Source organism: Cyanobium sp. Cruz-8D1 (assembly GCF_024345975.1).
In the GTDB taxonomy this organism is placed as follows: Bacteria; Cyanobacteriota; Cyanobacteriia; order PCC-6307; family Cyanobiaceae; genus Cyanobium.
The window spans coordinates 127432-145240 of record NZ_JAGQCD010000005.1; the positions used below are offsets into that span (position 1 = coordinate 127432).

The 17809-nt window shown below is 70.5% G+C and carries 19 protein-coding genes; 9 read left to right on the forward strand and 10 right to left on the reverse strand.

The genetic code is table 11. The annotated features are described in order from the left end of the window. Positions 1-28: 28 nt before the first annotated feature. Genes KBZ33_RS05135 through KBZ33_RS05150 form a run of 4 tightly spaced genes read right to left on the reverse strand, consistent with a single transcriptional unit; the run spans position 29 to position 3584 of the window. Entirely contained in the window at positions 29-772 is a 744-nt protein-coding gene (locus KBZ33_RS05135) for a DevA family ABC transporter ATP-binding protein (protein WP_254950823.1), read from the reverse strand. 18 nt (positions 773-790) lie between these two features. Further along, positions 791-1957 carry an ABC transporter permease DevC gene (gene devC, locus KBZ33_RS05140; RefSeq protein WP_254950825.1) on the reverse strand — a complete coding sequence of 389 codons (1167 nt, stop codon included), beginning with the start codon at positions 1955-1957 and terminating at the stop codon, positions 791-793. After that, entirely contained in the window at positions 1954-2820 is an 867-nt protein-coding gene (locus KBZ33_RS05145; RefSeq protein WP_254950827.1) for an efflux RND transporter periplasmic adaptor subunit, read from the reverse strand. Before KBZ33_RS05145 ends, devC begins: the two co-directional genes overlap by 4 nt. Positions 2821-2831: 11 nt before the next feature. Next, positions 2832-3584, reverse strand: a complete 753-nt coding sequence (locus KBZ33_RS05150) for a phycocyanobilin:ferredoxin oxidoreductase (protein ID WP_254950829.1) — start codon at positions 3582-3584, stop codon at positions 2832-2834. A 42-nt stretch (positions 3585-3626) separates the two neighbouring features. Here KBZ33_RS05150 and KBZ33_RS05155 point away from each other — a divergent pair, with 42 nt between their 5' ends. Further along, on the forward strand, positions 3627-4901 hold the full coding sequence (locus tag KBZ33_RS05155; RefSeq protein WP_255011580.1) for a pitrilysin family protein: 1275 nt from the start codon (positions 3627-3629) through the stop codon (positions 4899-4901). Beyond that, entirely contained in the window at positions 4898-6214 is a 1317-nt protein-coding gene (locus tag KBZ33_RS05160) for a pitrilysin family protein (RefSeq protein ID WP_254950832.1), read from the forward strand. The genes KBZ33_RS05155 and KBZ33_RS05160 overlap by 4 nt, the downstream gene beginning before the upstream one ends. On the opposite strand, the gene KBZ33_RS05165 is transcribed toward KBZ33_RS05160, so the two are convergent. Continuing rightward, positions 6183-6467 (reverse strand): DUF3148 domain-containing protein, encoded by a 285-nt coding sequence (locus KBZ33_RS05165; protein ID WP_315859137.1) that lies wholly within the window; start codon positions 6465-6467, stop codon positions 6183-6185. The two genes, KBZ33_RS05160 and KBZ33_RS05165, sit on opposite strands and share 32 nt — an antisense overlap. A gap of 82 nt (positions 6468-6549) precedes the next feature. Here KBZ33_RS05165 and KBZ33_RS05170 point away from each other — a divergent pair, with 82 nt between their 5' ends. The 4 genes from KBZ33_RS05170 to KBZ33_RS05185 are packed head-to-tail and all read left to right on the forward strand — an operon-like array spanning position 6550 to position 11360. After that, entirely contained in the window at positions 6550-7119 is a 570-nt protein-coding gene (locus KBZ33_RS05170; protein ID WP_254950900.1) for a biotin transporter BioY, read from the forward strand. After that, positions 7119-7595 carry a signal peptidase II gene (lspA, locus tag KBZ33_RS05175; RefSeq protein ID WP_254950833.1) on the forward strand — a complete coding sequence of 159 codons (477 nt, stop codon included), beginning with the start codon at positions 7119-7121 and terminating at the stop codon, positions 7593-7595. The genes KBZ33_RS05170 and lspA overlap by 1 nt, the downstream gene beginning before the upstream one ends. Then, positions 7576-9768, forward strand: a complete 2193-nt coding sequence (locus KBZ33_RS05180; protein ID WP_254950835.1) for a transglycosylase domain-containing protein — start codon at positions 7576-7578, stop codon at positions 9766-9768. Before lspA ends, KBZ33_RS05180 begins: the two co-directional genes overlap by 20 nt. Beyond that, positions 9765-11360 (forward strand): YcjF family protein, encoded by a 1596-nt coding sequence (locus KBZ33_RS05185; RefSeq protein WP_254950837.1) that lies wholly within the window; start codon positions 9765-9767, stop codon positions 11358-11360. Before KBZ33_RS05180 ends, KBZ33_RS05185 begins: the two co-directional genes overlap by 4 nt. A gap of 116 nt (positions 11361-11476) precedes the next feature. Here KBZ33_RS05185 and KBZ33_RS05190 read toward each other — a convergent pair whose 3' ends face one another. Then, entirely contained in the window at positions 11477-12934 is a 1458-nt protein-coding gene (locus tag KBZ33_RS05190; RefSeq protein ID WP_396107988.1) for a pyridoxal phosphate-dependent decarboxylase family protein, read from the reverse strand. Positions 12935-12975: 41 nt separating this feature from the next. On the opposite strand from KBZ33_RS05190, the gene KBZ33_RS05195 reads away from it, so the two are divergent. Continuing rightward, positions 12976-13473: a nucleoside deaminase gene (locus KBZ33_RS05195; RefSeq protein ID WP_254950839.1), complete on the forward strand. Its 498-nt coding sequence runs from the start codon at positions 12976-12978 to the stop codon at positions 13471-13473. 1 nt (position 13474) lies between these two features. On the opposite strand, the gene KBZ33_RS05200 is transcribed toward KBZ33_RS05195, so the two are convergent. Both KBZ33_RS05200 and KBZ33_RS05205 read right to left on the reverse strand, forming a co-directional pair. Further along, positions 13475-14653 (reverse strand): alanine--glyoxylate aminotransferase family protein, encoded by a 1179-nt coding sequence (locus KBZ33_RS05200; protein WP_254950841.1) that lies wholly within the window; start codon positions 14651-14653, stop codon positions 13475-13477. A 61-nt stretch (positions 14654-14714) separates the two neighbouring features. Continuing rightward, on the reverse strand, positions 14715-15233 hold the full coding sequence (locus KBZ33_RS05205) for an allophycocyanin subunit beta (protein WP_254950842.1): 519 nt from the start codon (positions 15231-15233) through the stop codon (positions 14715-14717). 163 nt (positions 15234-15396) lie between these two features. Here KBZ33_RS05205 and KBZ33_RS05210 point away from each other — a divergent pair, with 163 nt between their 5' ends. Further along, positions 15397-16722: a glutamine synthetase family protein gene (locus KBZ33_RS05210; RefSeq protein WP_254950844.1), complete on the forward strand. Its 1326-nt coding sequence runs from the start codon at positions 15397-15399 to the stop codon at positions 16720-16722. A gap of 1 nt (position 16723) precedes the next feature. Here the strand turns inward: KBZ33_RS05210 and KBZ33_RS05215 are convergent, their stop codons facing one another. Beyond that, positions 16724-16993 carry a hypothetical protein gene (locus KBZ33_RS05215; RefSeq protein ID WP_254950845.1) on the reverse strand — a complete coding sequence of 90 codons (270 nt, stop codon included), beginning with the start codon at positions 16991-16993 and terminating at the stop codon, positions 16724-16726. Positions 16994-17031: 38 nt separating this feature from the next. On the opposite strand from KBZ33_RS05215, the gene KBZ33_RS05220 reads away from it, so the two are divergent. Then, a complete protein-coding gene (locus KBZ33_RS05220; RefSeq protein WP_315859138.1) occupies positions 17032-17394 on the forward strand; it encodes a DUF6439 family protein in 363 nt (120 codons plus the stop codon). Here KBZ33_RS05220 and KBZ33_RS05225 read toward each other — a convergent pair. Then, positions 17360-17785: an ATP-binding protein gene (locus KBZ33_RS05225; RefSeq protein ID WP_254950847.1), complete on the reverse strand. Its 426-nt coding sequence runs from the start codon at positions 17783-17785 to the stop codon at positions 17360-17362. The genes KBZ33_RS05220 and KBZ33_RS05225 overlap by 35 nt on opposite strands. Between the last annotated feature and the right edge of the window lie 24 nt (positions 17786-17809).

The window sequence follows — 17809 nt, forward strand, 5'->3', positions numbered from 1 at the left end:
CAACCGGCCCGGATCAACCCGCCCCCTATCAACCGAGGCTGGCCTCACTGGCCCAGAGCCGGCCATCCTCCATCCGCACCAAACGGTCGGCCACATCAAGGATGCGCGGGTCGTGGGTCACCATCAGCACCGCACAGCCCTCATCCCGGGCCAGCCGTTTGAGCAGGTCCACCACCTCCCGGCCGGTGCGGCTGTCGAGGGCGGCGGTGGGTTCATCGGCCAGCAGCAGGCGGGGATGGGCGGCCAGGGCCCGGGCGATCGCCACCCGTTGCTTCTGGCCGCCGGAGAGGTCGTGGGGGAGCTTGCTGAGGTGGTCGGACAGACCCACGGCCCGCAGCCACTCCCGGGAAAGGTCGCGGCGGGCGCGGTAGCCCAGATCCGGCAGCAGGTCGGCCCCCATCTGCACGTTCTGCTCGGCGGTGAGGCAGCGCAGCAGGTTGTGGCCCTGGAAGATCATGCCGACGCTGCGGCGCAGCAGCTGGCGCTCGTGGCGGCTGGAATCCTTCAACTCGCAACCCAGCACCCGCACCGATCCCTCCATCACCTGACGCAGGGCCCCCACCAGGGTCAGCAGGGTGGTCTTGCCGCAGCCGGAGGGGCCCGTGAGCAGCACCACCTCGCCGGGATGGATCTCCAGGTCGATGCTCTGCAGCACCTGGCGCTCCATGGAGCCGGTGCCGTACCAGTGGCTGAGTCCCCTCACCGTCACCGTGGCGAGGCCATCGCCCGCGCTGGCGACAGGGGGGGCGGTACCGGGGTGGAGGGTGGTCATTGGCTCGGAAGGATCGACTCAGAAGATGTCCGCTGGATCGGCGTCGCCCAGCTTGCGCATTGCCATCGCCGCCGACCCCATGCACATCACCAGGATCATCAGAAAGACGGTGATGGCCCGATCACTGGCCATGGCCACCGGCAGCTTGGTGGCGGCATGGATGACGGCGTACAACACCTGGCCGGCGGCGTAGGCGGGCAGGTAGCCGAAGATCGCCAGCAGCAGGCCCTCGCGGGCCACCACGCCGAGCAGGGTCAGCAGGCTGTAGCCCATGGCCATGAGCGTGGCGTACTCCGGCAGGTGGTCGCTGACATCGGAATAGAGGATCTGATACACGATCACGCATCCCACCACGAAACCCATGGCGGCACCCAGGGTGAAGATGAAGCCGATGGCGGTGCTGCTGCGCCAGTAGTCCATCTCCAGATCAAGGAAGCCCTGCTTGGTGAGGACGCTGACGTCCTGCGGCAGCAGGCCTTGCAGCCGTTCCACCACCCGGGCGGCATCGGCCCCGGGGCGCAGCCGGATCAGGCCCAGTTCGATGCTGCCGGGGGGGGTGTTGGGCAGCAGGCTGAGGAAGGTTTCCCGGCTGGTGAGGAGGTTGCCGTCGGCGCCGAAGGAGGCTCCGGCGCTGAACAGGCCCGCCACCCGCAGCCGTTTGCCGGCCACTTCGCTCTCCACGGTGCGTCCCTGGCGGAACCATTGGGCCACCGGTCCGAATTCATCGCGGGACTGGTCGTCGAAGAGCACCCTGCCCTTCTGGGTGAGACGGGGTGCCAGGGCGGTGACGGCCGGATCAATGAACAGGGGGTCGCGGGGCTCGAACCCGAGGGCCAGGATCGAACGGGTGCCCTTGGTCTTGGGGTTGCGCCACAACAGCAGGTTCCAATGCACCGGCGTGATGCCGGCCACATCCGGATCAGCCATGGCCTGCACCAGCCGTCGCTGGGGGAAGCCGGTCATGCTGATCGAGCTCTTGGTGCGCGGGCTTAGCAGCACCAGATCGGTGTCGAACAGCTTGTGCACCGTGATGCTGGAATCGAACAGGGCATCACGGAAGCCCAGCTGCATGAACATCAGGATCCCGGCGAAGGTGATCCCGGCCAGGGCCACGGCCAGGCGCATGGGCTGGCGGGTCAGCAGCAGCCAGGCCAGGGGGATCCGGCGTCCCTGCCAGAACGTCATGGCTGCAGGCGGGCGATCACCTTGAGGCCGGTGAGGGAGGCGACCCGGGCCCCATCGCTGGGATCGAGGCGCACCCGCACTTCCACCACGCGGGCATCGGCATCACCGGTGGGATCGGTGGAGAGCACCTCCCGCTGGCGGACCTGGGGACTGATGCGTCGCACCGTGCCCTTGAGGCTGCCATCGAAACCACCGTTTTCGCTGGTGAGGGTGACGGCCTGGCCGAGCCGTACCCGGTCGATGTCGCTCTCATAGACCTCGACGGAGGCTTCCATGCGGTCACTGGCCCCCAGTTCGAGGATGCCCTTGTCGCCAGGGCGTTCGCCGACGCGGGACTGGATGCGCAGCACCGTGCCGTCGATCGGTGCCCTCAGTTCGGTATTGACCAGATCCGTGCTCGCCTTGACCAATGCGGCCCTGGCTTCCTGCAGCTCGCCCTGGAGCTCCAGGGTGCGCTGCTCAAGACCATCGAGATCGGCGGCCGCATAGGCCCCGTCGCTGGCCAGTTTGCGGTAGCGCGCCAGGTCGCGGCTCTGGATCGTGAGCCGGCGGCCGAGGTTGGCGATGCGGGTGCGGATCAGTGCCAGCTCCGCCCTCTGCAGCGGCTGGTTGTCGAAGCGGGCCAGCAGCTGTCCGGCCTGCACCTTGTCGCCCTCGGCCACCAGCAGTTCGGTGATGCGGGGGCTGCCACCGATGCCGGTGATCGGAGCCGCCAGGACGCGCACATCACCATCGGGCTCCAGCTGGCCCAGGGCCGCCACCGCCTCCACCGGGGCTGGTGGGCGGGCCACGGCGGCCACCGGGGCCTTGGCGGGCTGCAGGCGCTGATACAGAACGACACCCCCCACCACCAGGCCTGCCACACCGGCGACGATCAGGCCGTTGCGCCAGGGGCCGGTGGGTCGTCGAAGAGCAGGTCTTCGATGTAGCGATCCGCCCACTGGGGGTTGAACGCCTTCTCCAGAACCCTGCGGGTCTTGTCGTTTTGTTTCTGTTGCTTGCAATACCTCAGCTGCCCTTGCCATCGGGCAACCGTAGCCGGGTCGTCATGGGCTTGGGAAGGGCTCACCTTGGCGGCTTCGGCGAGCACGCCCAGGAACGCGGCGACCTCCTCGACGAACCCCTGTTCCTCCGCCTCCGATACCGGACGAACGAACAACACATGGGGGGAGAAGATCGAGCCCCAGGGCGGTAACTCCCGCACCTGCTCGAAAGCCGGGCGGGGGCAGGCGGCCAGGGCCTCGCTGATGGCCGCCGGCAGGGCCTCCCCGACCGGCGAGAGGTCGACGATGGCGGCGCTCACCCCAGCCTTGCCGGCCACGATGTCGGCGCCGAACACCGGCAGATCGTGGCGGGGATCGGGGAAAAAGACGCAGTGGAGGATCTGCAGTCCGGCGCCGAGGCGCGCTGTCTCCAGGTGCAGTTTGCGCAGGCCGCGGCAGCGATGCACCTCGTTACGGATGAAGAGCGCATCGCCATCGAGGCTGCCGCTGATCGCCTCCAGATCGGGGTCGATCGCCAGGGGGGCCAGATCCGGCAGATCGTTGCGACAGAGCCGGATCCTCTCGGCCAGAGCATCCACCAGCGGATGGAGGCCACCGTCTCCGGTCCCAGCGACCTCACCCATCGACACGTCGTGACAGCAGAATGCGGATCCTGCCATGCGTGCGTGAGTGTGTCCCTGGGTTGTTGCGGGTCCTTGCTGCCCGGGCTGGCCGCCCCCATCAGCCACACCCTCGCCAATGGCGTCGAGCTGGTCCAGCTCGAACTGGAGGACGCCCCCCTGGTCTGCCTCGACTTCTGGTGCCGGGCCGGCAGCGCCTTCGAGCATCCAGCGGAAAGCGGCATGGCCCATTTCCTTGAACACATGGTGTTCAAGGGCAGTGACGGGCTGGCGGCCGGCGAGTTCGATCGCCGCATCGAGGCGCTGGGCGGCAGCAGCAATGCCGCCACCGGCTTCGATGACGTCCACTTCCACACCCTGATGCCGCCGGAGGGGGCCGCCGAAGCCCTGGATCTGCTGCTGGATCTGGTGCTGCAGCCCCGCCTCGAGGCCGACAGCTTCGCCATGGAACGGCAGGTGGTGCTGGAGGAACTGGCCCAGAGCGAGGATCAACCCGAGGAAGTGGCCCTGCAGCACCTGCTCTCCCTGGCTTGCCCCGATCACCCCTACGGCCTGCCGATCCTCGGACGGCGCCAGGCCCTGGTGGCCCACGACCCGGCCGCCATGGCTGCCTTCCACCAGCGCCAGTACGCCGCCGGGCGCTGTGTGCTGGCCCTCAGCGGCGCCGTAGCCGATGGCGATCTGATGCGGCGGGCGGCCGAGGGTCCCCTCGCCGCCCTGGCACCGACCACTGCGGCGATGGGCCCAGCGACGCTGCAGGTCATCCCGGGCGAGCACCGGCTCGCCGTGCCGCGGCTGGAGGCCGCCCGGCTGCTGATGCTGTGGTGGCTGCCGGCCGCCAGCGATGTCGAGGGGCTGGTGGGGGCGGATCTGGGCACCACCGTGCTGGCGGAGGGACGCCGCAGCCGTCTGGTCGACCGCCTGCGCGAACAGCTGCAGATCGTCGAGAGCATCGACCTGGACCTGCATGCGATGGAGGGTGGCAGCTTCGCCCTGCTGGAGGCCGTCTGCGACGAGGAGGACCTGGCCGCGGTGCGTGGGGCCATCAGCCAGGTGTGGCAGGAACTGCGCCAGGAGCGCCTCGGCGAGCAGGAATGGTGGCGGGCCCGCCGCCTGGTCGCCAACGGCTATCGCTTTTCCCTGGAATCCCCCGGCGGCGTGGCCTCCCTGCTCGGCAGCAGCCGCCTCTGGGGACGGCGTCAGCCCCTCGACCAGCCCCTGGCGCTGCTGGACCGGTGGTCGCCAGATCGACTGCAGGAGCAGACGCTGGCCCTGCTGGATCCGGCCCGGGCCTGCCTGCTCGAGGCGGTGCCGGCATGAGCCCTGCCCCTCCTGCCACCTCCGAAGACCACCGCACCCTGGACGGGGGCCTGCCCCTGCGGATCCTGCACCGGCCCGGGCCGGCGATCCTGGCGGCCCGCCTGGCCATTCCAGGCGGCAGCGGCCGGGACCCGGCCGGCCGCCGGGGTGCCCACCAGCTGCTGGCCGGCAGCATGACCCGGGGCTGCGGCGACCTGGATGCCGAGGCCCTGGCCGATTGCGTCGAGGGGGCCGGCGCCGCCCTGCGGGCGGAGGCCCATGAGGACGGCCTGGTGCTGGCCCTCAAATGTGCCGCCGACGACGCCCCCACCCTGGTGCCCCTGCTGCTGGCGATGGCCCGGCGGCCGCGGCTGGAGCCCGAGCAGGTGGCGATCGAACGGCAGCTCAACCTGCAGATGCTGCAGCGCCAGAAGGAGGACCCCTTCCAACTGGCCCACGACCAGCTGCGCCGCCTGCTCTACGGCGATGGCCCCTACGGCCATGACCCCCTCGGGATCGAGGCGGAGCTGGACGGTCTCGGACCTGAGGACCTGCGCCCACTCGTGGAGCGCCTCGGGGCTGACGGGGCCGTCCTGGTGCTCTGTGGCGACGCCCCTTCGGCCCTGGAGGCAGCCCTGGATCGGGAACTGGCTGTGTCCCCCTGGAGCACCCACGCCCCCCGGCCCCAGGCCTTCTCCGGTCCACCGCTGGCCACGGGTCACTTTGGCCGGCAGGTGCAGGACACCGAGCAGGTCGTGCTGATGCTGGGGGCCGCGACTGTTCCCCTGGCCCATCCCGACGCCCTGGCCCTGCGGTTGCTGCAGGCCCACCTGGGCCTCGGCATGTCCAGTCGACTGTTCATCACGATGCGGGAGGAGCGGGGGCTGGCCTACGACGTCGGCGTCCACCTGCCGGCCCATGCCGGTGCCCCTCCGTTCGTCATGCACCTGTCCACCTCGGCCGAGCGGGCGGCGGAAGCCACCGCCTGCCTGCTGGACGAGTGGCAGCGGCTCCTGGAGGAGCCCCTGGACGAGGGCTCACGCCTGCTGGCCCTGGCCAAATTCCAGGGGCAGGACGCCATGGGACGCCAGACCTGCTCCCAGATCGCCGAGCGCCAGGCCCTGGTGCTCAGCCATGGCCTGCCCGCCGACCATGTGCGTCAGGTGATGGAGCGCGCCCCCGGACTGGGGGCCGAAGATCTGTGCGCGGCGGCCCGCCGCTGGCTGCAGTCCCCCAGCCTGAGCCTGGTGGGCCCGGACCCGGCCCTGGATCAGGCGCACCAGGCCTGGCTGAACCATGGGCTCAATCGGCCAGTTCCAGATCGGAAAGGTTGATCAGGAAGGTGCCGCGGCGGAAACGGATGGCCCTCAGCTCCAGGGCCCGGATCTCCACCACCCGGCCCACTTCGCCTGGATCCAGCAGGTCCGGGGGACGCAGCATCGGCATCGGGTCGGCGGTCTTGAGATAGCGCGGGGGCTGGCGCAGGCGCACGGCATCGCCCAGATGGATCGCCACCTCCGCGACCTGCGGCGAGTCCGCCGGTGTTGTCGGAGGTAGCGCGGGATCGGCGGGGGTGAGATCCGGCATTGGTACGGCGCTCCAGCGGGCTGTGGGCCCTTCTCAGCCGAACCTAGCTGGAGCAGGATGGGTGCCAGCCACGAACGGTTCATTGCGGGCCCTTGCCACCTGGAGCGGAGCGATCGCCGGCCTCCTGCTCATCCTTGTCGGCGGTCTGGTGCCGGCGGCCTTTCCGGTCCACGAGGCGGGTGGCTGGGCGGTGCGGCCGCTCGGCATCACCCTGCAGGTGCCCGCCCTGCTGCTGTGCGCCCTGGTCTGCGGCCCCCGCAGTGCCACCCTGGCGGCGGTGGCCTATCTCAGCGTCGGTCTGTTTCAGTTGCCGGTCTTCCACGAGGGTGGGGGGGTCGGCTATCTGCTGGATCCGGGCTTCGGCTACCTGGCGGGCTTCCTGCCAGCCGCCTGGATCACCGGCAAGCTGGCGCGCCAGCCGGGCATGGACGATCCCCTCACCCTCGCCGGGGCCGCCGCCATCGGACTGCTGGTGCTGCATCTCTGCGGCCTCACCAATCTGCTGCTGGGCAGCCTGGCCGGACGCTGGGGGGGTGACACCCTGACCCTGGTGGTGGGCTACAGCCTGGCCCTGCTGCCCCAGCTGTTGCTCTGCTGCGCCGCCGGCGTGTTGGGCTGGTTGCTGCGCCGGCTGCTGCTGGTGCCTTCGTGATGGCGCGTCCGCTGCGCCGGCGGCTGGGAATGCTGCTGCTGGCGGCCCTCATCCTGCTGCTGGATCAGGTCAGCAAGGCCTGGGCCCTCGACCACCTGGCCAGCGGCAACATCCGGCCGCTGCTGCCTGGTCTGCTGCAGTTGCAGCGGGTCAGCAACACCGGGGCCGCCTTCAGCCTGTTCAGCGGAGCATCGATCCAGCTCGGTGTGATCAGCGCCCTGGTGAGCCTCGGCCTGCTGGTCTGGATCCTCTGGCGCCCTCCCGTCGGCCTGTGGAACGGCCTGGCCCTGGGACTGCTGCTCGGGGGCGCCCTGGGGAACGGCATCGACCGCTGGCGCTACGGCGCGGTGGTGGACTTCCTGGAGTTCCTCCCGATTCACTTCCCGATCTTCAATCTCGCCGACGTGGCCATCAACCTGGCCGTGGCGTGCTTCTTCATCGATCTGCTGCGACCCCATGCCGACCGCCATCCTTGAGGGGTTGGAGCGGCGGCTGCGGCCACGCTCCCCCACCACAGGCCCCCAACTCAAGCTGCTGCGTCCCGGACTGCCGGAGCAGAGCCACCCGCTGCACGGCAGCCCCTACCGGATCGGGCGCGCGAGCGACAACAGCATCGTCATCGACCACACGGCCGTGAGCCGCCACCACGCCCTGCTGGAAAACCACGGCGGCCACTGGCTGCTGAGCGACGCCGGCTCCACCAACGGACTCTGGTGGCAGGGCCGCCGGGTGCGGCAGCTGGTGCTTCGCCAGGGGGATCTGGTGCGTTTCGGACCCGCCGATCAGGACGATCTGCCCACGCTGCTGTTCGCGCCTGAAGGGGGCCTGCGCCGGGCCTGGCTGGGGCGCTGGGGGGCTCGGGGTGCGTTGGCCGTGGCCGGCGCCGGCGCCCTGCTCCTGGCCCTGTCCCTGCTGCAGGTACCTACCCGGGGCAGCCTGGCGACGGTGCGGGGACCGCTGCTCCTCTACGACCGCAGCAACCGGCCGGTGGCGTCCGTGGCCGATCGCAAGCGCCGCGAACTCCCCGACCTGGACGCCTATCCCCCTGTCCTGATCGATGCGCTGCTGGCCAGTGAGGACAATCGCTTCTGGTGGCACCCGGGCGTGGACCCGATCGGCACCGCCCGTGCCCTGCTGACCAACCTGCTCGGCGGCCGGGTGCTGGAGGGCGGCAGCACCCTGACCCAGCAGATGGCCCGCAGCCTTTACCCGCAGCAGGTGGGACAGGGCGAGACGCTGGGTCGCAAATGGCGGGAACTGCTGGTGGCCCTGCAGCTGGAGGCCCGCTTCAGCAAGCAGGACCTGCTGTTGAGCTACCTCAACCGGGCCTATCTCGGCGCCGTCTGGGGCTTCGAGGATGCCTCCAGGCGCTTCTTCGGCCGGCCGGCAGCGGCCCTGAAGCTCGAGGAGGCCGCCCTGCTGGTGGGCCTGCTGCCCTCCCCGAACGGCTACGACCCCTGCGTCGATCCCTCGGCAGCCCTGGCCTCCCGCAACCAGGTGCTCGACAAGATGGCGGCCGCCAACCGGATCAGCGCCGATCAGGCCCGTCGGGCCCGGCGCCAACCGATCCGGCTGGCCGCGGACGCCTGCCGCTCCGCCCAGCAGCGGGGGGCCCCCTTCTACACCGACCAGGTGCGCCGCGATCTGGAAAACCTGGTGGGCAAGGAGGTGGCCGCCGAAGGCAACTTCCTGATCGACACCCACCTCGATCCGCTGCTGCAGGAGCGGGTGGAGCTGGTGCTGCGGCAGCGCATCGACGCCAGCCGCTCCCTGGGGGTGAGCCAGGGGGCCGTGGTGGTGATCGACAGCCGCACGGGGGGGATCCGCGCCATCGCCGGCGGTCGGGACTACCTGCAGAGCCAGTTCAACCGGGCCTCGATGGCCCTGCGCCAGCCCGGCAGCACGTTCAAACTCGTGCCCTACGTGGTGGCCCTCGAGCGGGGCGCCCGGCCCGGCGACCGGATCAGCTGCGGACCGCTGGACTGGGGCGGCCAGCACTTCAGCAGCGGCTGTGGCGGCAGCCTCAGCCTGCGCCAGGCCCTGGCGATCAGCAGCAACACCGCCGCCCTGCGCCTGGCGCGCAAGGGTGGCCTCGACGCCGTCGTCAGCAAGGGCCGGGATCTCGGTTTCACCAGCCCCCTGGCCCCGGTGCCGGGCCTGGCCCTGGGCCAGAGCGAGGTGACCCTGCTGGAGCTCACGGCCGCCTATGCCAGCGTCGCCGCCGATGGGCTCTGGCGGACGCCGACAACGATCCGTCGGCTCACGGATGCCGAAGCCTGCGGCGCCTCCCAGGCGGCGGGGGAGCGGGGGGGAGCCGATTGCCGGGCCTCCGCCGGCAGCGCAAGGGCCGTCACCAGCCCCGGCCGCCGGGTGATGAGCCCCGCCACCGCCAAAGCGATGCGGACCCTGCTGGAGGCGGTGGTCAGTGGCGGCACCGGCAGCGCCGCTGACGTGGGGGCAGGCAGCTGGGGCAAGACCGGCACCACCAACGAGGGCCGGGATCTGCTGTTCGTGGGCTATGCCCCCAGGCGCCAGTGGGTGATCGGCATCTGGCTGGGCAACGATGACAACAGCCCCACCGCCGCCAGCAGCGCCCTGGCGGCCTCGTTGTTCGGCGAGATCGTGCGCTCCGCCCCGCCGGGGTCATGAAGCTGCCCCAACGCCTCTGGATCTGGATCCTCCTGGGTCTGCTGGCGCTGGTGGTGCTGGGAATGGTGCTGCAGGCGGTCCAGCAGCTGCAGTGGACGCTGAGCACCTGGCTTCCCTACTGGATGGTGGGGCCGCTGATGCTGATCGTGCTGGTGGCGTTGCTGCTGGCCCTGGCCCAGGTCGGCTGGCCCTGGCTGCAGAGGCTGCGCAGGCCTGGCCCATCGGGGGCCGGCAAAACGCCCACGGCGACGGTGCCCTCCAGCCGCCGCGAGGCGGCCCAGCGCAACCTGGGCGCCATCGACCGCACCCTGGAAAAGGTGCGCGATGCGGTGGAGCGGGAGGCCCTGCATCAGGAACGCCAGCGAATGGAGGCAGAACTGGAACGGGGCGACCTGGTGATCGTCGTGTTCGGCACCGGTTCGGCTGGCAAAACCTCGCTGATCCGTGCCCTGCTGCAGCAGGTCGTGGGCGAAGTGGGCGCACCCATGGGCTCGACCACCACCGCCAGCCGCTACCGGCTGCGGTTGCGGGATCTGCCCCGCGCCGTGATCCTGGAGGACACCCCAGGCATTCTCGAAGCGGGCCGCCAGGGGCGGGAACGGGAGCGGCTGGCCAGGGGACTGGCCGCCCGCGCCGACCTGCTGTTGCTGGTACTGGATGGCGACCTGCGTGCCAGTGAGTTGGAGGTGTTCGACGCCCTGGCGGGGCTGGGCAAGAGGCGGCTGCTGGTGCTCAACAAGTGCGACCTGCGCGGCGAAGAGGAGGAACGGCGCCTGCTGGCCCTGCTGCGGCAACGCTGCGCTGGCCGTCTCGCCCCCGACGATGTGGTCCCCGCCAGCGCGGCCCCCCAGAGCGTGCCGATGCCGGGCGGCCGGCCGCTGCAGCCGGCGCCGGAGGTGGAGGCCCTGCTGCGCCGGATCGCCAGCGTTCTGCATGCCGATGGGGAGGAGCTGATCGCCGACAACCTGCTGCTGCAGTGCCGCCGCCTCAGCCAGGCCAGCCAGGACCTGCTGGACCGGCAACGGCACAGCGACGCCAGCACCATCGTCGATCGGTACATGTGGATCGGCGCCGGGGTGGTGATGGTGACCCCGCTGCCGGGCATCGACCTGCTCGCCACCGCCGCGGTCAACGCCCAGATGGTGGTGGAGATCGGCCGCGTTTACGGCGTCAGCCTCAGCCGCGACACCGCCCAGGATCTGGCCCTTTCCGTGGGCCGGACCCTGGCGGGGCTGGGGCTGGTCAAGGGAGGCGTGGGTCTGCTCACGTCGGCCCTCAGCCTCAGTCTCCCTGCCCTGGTTGTCAGCCGGGCGATTCAGGCGGTCAGCGCGGCCTGGCTCACCCGGGTGGCGGGGCGCAGCTTCATCACCTACTTCCGCCAGAACCAGGACTGGGGGGATGGCGGCCTGCAGGAAGTGCTGCAGCGCGAATATGACCTCAACAAACGGGAGGGGATGCTGCGCAGCTTCCTGGAAACCGCCCTCAACCGGGTGGTGGAGCCTCCGCAGCAACGCCAGAGACGGCGGCTGCCGCCCCGCCCAGGGCCTCGGGGGGGGGCGGCAGAAGGGGACCGCGGGAATCCAGCACCGTGATCAGCACCAGGTAGGCCACCCCGATCAGGATCGAGAGGGCACCGGTGAGGATCGCCACCCACTTGCCGCGGCGATCGCTCTGGGGGGGCTTCGGCGGGATCAGATCCGGAAGCGGTTCAACCATGGTTGGGCCCCGTCAGGCTTTGCTGCACAACGAAGCTCAGCCGCTCCAGGTGATCAGGGAGCGTGTGCGGGTTGCCCAGCACCGCCTTGAGATGGTGGTGGCCCCGGTACACCGGCCGCGAAAGCATCAGCTGCTCTGCCAGCAGGGCGGCCCGGGTATCGGCGCTCCAGCGTTCCGCCTTCTGCCCTTCGCAGCCTTCGGGCCGGAAGGCGAGCAGATGGAGGGGGCCGCTGCAGAGGGTCAGACCGCCGATTCCCCGCAGCCGCTGCTCCAGGTCCGTGCGGCGTTGAACGGCCGCGTCGATGAGGGCGGCCACGCCATCGAGGCCGAGCTGGCGCAAACCCAGCCAGAGCTTGAGGATCTCCCCGGGCCTGGTGCCCTGCAACCCCGCCTCTCCCTGGTGGCCGCCGCCCCAGCTGGGCTCCATGTAGGGCAGTCCGGTGCCGAAAGCCCGCTGCAGGTGGCGCGGATCCGCCAACAGCAGCAGGGAGGAGGTCTTGGTGATGCCGAGCAGCTTCTGGGGGTTGACCGTGATCGAATCGGCCAAGGCCAGGCCGGCGAGCCGGGAACGGAATCGTTCGCTGAAGGCGAAGATCGCCCCGATGGCCCCATCCACGTGCAACCAGTGGCCATAACGGCGGCACAGGGACGCGATGGGCTCGAGGGGATCAAGGGCTCCGCGCACGGTCGTACCGGAGGTGGCCACCACGGCGATCACCGGCGTACCGGCCCGGTCGAGCCGCGCCAGCCGCTCCTCCAGGGCCTGCGGCTCCAGGCCACCGGCAGCGGTGACGGGGAGCTGCACCAGGGCCTCGGCCGGCAGGCCCATCACGGCGGCGGCCTTGATCAGCGAGACGTGGGCCTCCTCGCTGCACAGCACCACCGCCTCGCCCCGGCAGGCCAGACCACGATGATGGCGGGCTGTGACCAGGGCCATCAGGTTGCTGAGGCTGCCGCCGCTGGCGGCCACCCCCCCGGCGCCGTCCGGCAGCCCAAGCCGTCCGGCCATCCAGGCACACAGGGCCCGCTCCAGCCGGCTGAGGCTGGGGGAGAGCTCTTCGGCCAGCAGGTTGTTATTCAGACCGGCGCAGATCAGGTCCGCCACGATCGAGGCTGACAGGGGCGGCGGATCGAGATGGGCCAGGGCACCCGGGTGGTTGGGGTTGTAGGCCCCTTCCATCACCAGCTGCAGATCGGCCAGCAACCGGTCGCTGCCGAGCCCCGCCGCCTCAGGTTCCACCACCGGCAGGACGCTCAGTCCGGGAAGGGGCGTGCCATGGCCAGCCTGGCCCAGCCAACGGCAGAGGAGTCCGGAGGCCTGCTGCAGGAGGTCCTCCAGGGCCGGGTCCAGCTGAAAAGGATCGGCGAAGCAGCTGAACTCCTGGGGGGGCGGCGAAGGCCGGTGGGCGGGGGGGACGCTGGCCAACGGCGACTGTGGGGGTCTCGGCATTCTGGCGGGTGCCCTGGCGGAGAGCTGGCTAGAAGAAGGCGATGCTGAGTGACACCGACAGCCTGCTGTGGATGGACCGGCTCCTGCGGCTCTCCGAGGCGGCCGGGGCGCGGGGAGAGATCCCTGTGGCGGCGGCGTTGCTGGATGAGTCAGGCCACTGCGTGGGCTGGGGCAGCAACCGGCGCCACCGGCGGGCGGATCCCCTGGGGCACGCCGAACTGCTGGCCCTGCGCCGGGCCGCCGCCGCCCGGGGCGACTGGCGCTTCAACGGCTGCACGCTGCTGGTCACCCTCGAGCCTTGTCCGATGTGCGCCGGTGCCCTGATCCAGGCGCGGGTGGGCACCGTGATCTACGCCGCCGGCGATCCCAAGCGCGGCGCCCTCGGCGGCAGCCTCGATCTCTCCAGCCACCCCAGCGCCCACCACCACATGGCCGTGAGGGGCGGGGTGCACGGCGAGCGAGCCGCTCAGCAACTGGAGCAGTGGTTCCGCCAACGGCGCCTGGCCCCCCAGAGGAACGGCGCAACGGCGGCGGGCTGACTCAGGCGATGGCGGCAGCCACGGCCGCAGCGGGCCGGAAGGCGGGCAGCTCGCTGGCGAAGATGTCGAGCAAGCGATCGACATTTTCCGGGGTGCTGTTGTAGCCCATCAGGCCGATACGCCACACCTTGCCGGCGAGATCCCCAAGCCCACCGCCCACCTCGATGCCGAAACGGTCGAGAAGATGGCGGCTGAAGGCCTTGCCGTCGACCCCCTCGGGGATGCGGACGGTGGTCAGGGTGGCCAGACGCAGGGGCTCGCTAACATGCAGCTCCAGGCCTAACCGCTCCAGGCCCGCCCAGAGCCGTTCAGCGTTGCTGCGGTGGCGCGCCCAGGCGACCTCCAGTCCCTCTTCGGCCAGGAGCCGCAGGGCTTCGCGCATGCCGAAGTTCATGTTGACCGGAGCGGTGTGGTGATACACCCGGTCGCTGCCCCAGTACTTGTTGAGCAGGGACACATCGAGGTACCAGTTGGGCACCTTGCCGGAGCGGGCGGCCAGCTTGGCCTCGGCCCGCGGACCCATGGTGAAGGGGCCCAGGCCAGGGGGGCAGCTGAGACCCTTCTGACTGCAGCTGTAGGCCAGATCCACCTTCCAGGCATCGATGTGCAGCGGCACCGCCCCAAGGGACGTGACCGTATCGAGCAGCAGCAGGCAATCATGCTGGCGGCAGAGGTCGCCGATCCCCTCCATCGGCTGGCACACGCCAGTGGAGGTTTCGGCATGCACCATCGCCAGGATGGCGGGCTTGTGGGCGATCAGGGCCGCTTCGAGTTCGGCCAGGTCAAAGGCCTCTCCCCAGGGCCGCTCAATCGTGACGACGTCGGCCCGGTAGCGGCCGGCCATATCCACCAAGCGCTGGCCGAAGTAGCCCATCACCGCCACCAGCACCTTGTCGCCGGGCTCGATCGTGTTGGCCAGGGTCGCTTCCATGGCGGCACTGCCGGTGCCGCTCATCGGGATGGTCAGCCGGTTGTCGGTCTGCCAGGTGTAGCGGAGCAGTTCCTGCACCTCACCCATCAGCTCGATGTAGAGGGGATCCAGGTGGCCGATGGGCATCCGGGCCAGGGCCTGCAGCACCGTGGGATGGGCATTGGAGGGGCCAGGACCCAGAAGCAGTCGCTCCGGGGTGGCGATGGGATCCAGAGCGAGCCTGTGGGTGCTGCTGACGGTGGGAGGCACTGGGAGGAGAGGCAAGACCTGGCGGAGCGGCAGAAGTAATCTGAGACTAGGGAATAGCCGCTCAGCGAGCGCGGACGTTGCTGGAGGAGAGGCCACGGCAGAGGTGCTCAAAGGGGGCCCGCACAAGGCCGGTGTCCACCAGGCCGGCATCAGCCAGCATCTCGGCGATCACGTCACCGAGCAGGGCGATGCTGCGCACGGTGGGACCGGTGGGAACGCCCAGGCTCTTGTAGGTGTCATCCAGGCCGTTGAGAACGCGCTCGTCGAGGATGGTGAAGTCGTCGGCCACCAGGGCATAGCTGGCGTAGCGCAGGAAGTAGTCCATGTCGCGCAGGCAGGCCGACAGACGCCTGGTGGTGTAAGCGTTGCCACCGGGGAGGAGCAGCTCGGGGTCTTCGAGCCAGAGGCGTTGCGCCGCCTCGCGCACAATGACGGCCGCTTCCCGGTTGATCAGTTCGACGGCGGCGAGCCGCAACGCCGCCTGGCCGTAGTAGGCATCAATCCGATCGATCGCGGAGCGATCGAAGTAGCGGCCCAGCTGGTCGTAGCGACCGATCAGACCGGTGATGGCATCTCGCATGGACGAAACGGATCGACGCACCTGCAGCGGAAGGTAGCACTCGCAATCCGCCAGATTCCTGTGCTGCGGCTGGTTCTGGGGAATCTGACAGAAACGGTTACGCGGCCACCGGCCCGCCGGGGGGGCACCATCGTGGCGGCAGCCTTCCGATCCCCCTCCCGCCATGGCCACCTCCGCCCAGGACGTCCTGCGCCGCCTCGGGGAGGACGGCATCGAGCGCATCGACCTCAAGGTGAGTGACCTGGAGGGACGCTGGCATTCGATCGGCCTGGAGGTCCACCAGTTCGGCCAGCTCGGTGACGGGGCCTTCCAACGGGGTCTTCCCCTCGACAGCCTCGGCGTCGAGCCCAGGGGACTGATCCTGCATCCGGACCCCAGCACCGCCTGGATTGACCCCTTCCTCTCCCCCAGGAGCCTCAGCCTGATGGCGGCGTTCGAGGCGCCGGCGGCGGCGGCGGTGAGCTTCCGCCACTGCCCCCGCTCCCTGGCCAGCCGCGCCCTGGCCCTGCTGGCCGGCAGCGGTCTGGCCGATGACGCCCGTTTCGGCGTCAAGCAGCAGTTCTTCCTGTTCAAGGAGCTGGTCAGCCACTGCGACGCCCTGGGCAGCGGCTGCCGGGTCGCCATCGGCTCGGAGCGACCGGAGGCGATCGTCAGTGAGCTGCTGCTCACCCTGACGGCCCTGGGCCTGCGGGCCCGTCTGTCCCAGCCGGCAGCGCCCGGCCCCCTGCAGCAGCTGACCCTGGGCAGCGCCGATCCGCTGCGGGCTGCCGATGCCCTGATGGTCAGCCGCTACGTGCTGGGCCACGTGGCCCGGCGCCACGGCTGGAGTGCCACCGTTCTGCCGAGGCCCACCCTGGAGAAGAGCTGCGCCGGCCTGGAGGTGCACCAGAGCCTGTGGAGGGCCGGCCAGCCCCTGTTCTGCGGTGAGGGTACCTACGGCGACCTGTCCCAGACCGCCCGCTGGTACCTGGGGGGGCTTCTGCACCACGGCCCCTCCCTGGCCGCCTTCACCAACCCCGGCACCAACAGCTATCGGCGGCTGAGGAGCGGCCCCGAGGCCCCGACGCGGCTGACCTACGCCAGGAACGACCCTTCCACCGTGGTCGGCGTGCCCGACACCGGCAGCGATCCGGCCAAGCGGCGGCTGCTGCTGCGACAGGCGGACGGGCTGGCCAATCCCTATCTGGCCTTGGCGGCGATGCTGATGGCCGGGCTCGATGGCGTTCGGCGCCAGTGCGATCCCGGCCCCCCCAGCGATCGGGAGCCCGCCGCCGCCGCTACCCCAGGGGATGCCCCTCCAGGCGCCAGCCTGCCCACCGACCTGGGCAGAGCCCTGGCCGCCCTGGCTGGCGACCATGACTACCTCCTGGCCGGTGGGGTCTTCAGCCAGGAACTGCTGGAGGACTGGATGGCCCTGAAGCGCCGGGAGGTGGAGGAGCTGGAGCACAGGCCCCATCCCCACGAGTTCGCCAGCGACCCGATCGCCTGACTCAGGGCCGCAACAGCCAGGCCAGCAGAAGCCCCAGGCCCCCCCAGCGCAGTGCCGTCCAGAAGCGATCACCGTGCCGGGTGCTGGGCAGCAGGGCAGTGGGGAGGGGATCCAGCAGCCGCTGGGCCAGCTCCAGCTTTTGGCGCCGCCGCCGCAGGCTCACGCCCGTGGGGGGCACGGCCCCCGGGCGACCGGCGAGGCTCAGCACCGCCGCCAGATGGTGCAGCAGTCCGGGTGACGGCGGGCGACGGGGGCGCTGGAGTCGGCTCATGGCGGCGCGATCGACAGGGCGAGGCCTGGAACGACAGGATGGGTCCACTGCGGTCCGATCGTCCAGTGGAAGCCACCAGCGCTCCAGCCGAAGCCTCTTCCTCCGTCGGCGCCTCGGTCCCGTCCCACCGGTCGTGGCCTCCTGAGGCCCTGCCCCTGGCCGAACGCCTGCATCGCCAGCTCAGTATCGGCGACCGGGACTGGCACGCCCTCAAGCACCAGCGCTCCCGTCGGGCAGCTGAACAGGTGGCAGCCGCCCTGGTGCAACTCCTGGCCGCTGATGAGCCTGCCGCCAGCGCGTGCAGCGAAGGTCGGTGCAACGCCATCGCCCTGCTGGAGAACGCCCAGGCCTGGCTGCGGGCCGAGATCAGCGATCCGGGCTGTCCGGCCCACGGACGCTGACCGCGGCCCGCCGTGCCGCCAGCTGCAGCCGGTTGCCCCGGCTGCTCCAGCGCACGTCATCGAAGCAGTGATGGATCAGAAACAGGCCACGACCGGAAAGGGCGTCCGGCTCGCAGGGCAGAGCGCTCCGGCGGGCATGGGGCGGCAGCCCGGGGCCTTCGTCCTGGACCTGCCAGACCACCCAGCGGGGGGTGACGATCCGGCGGACCCTCAGGCACTTGCCGGGATCACAGCCGTTGCCATGTCGCACGGCATTGACCAGGGCCTCCTGCAGACCGAGCTGCAACTCCGCCTGGCGGAGCGCGCAGCCGATGGGTTCAAGAAGCAACTCCACCAGCGGGGCCAGCTGCAGGGTGGAGGGGGTGATGTAGTCGGCCCAGCGGAGCTGCATGAAGCAGGAATTCCCATTCGCCTC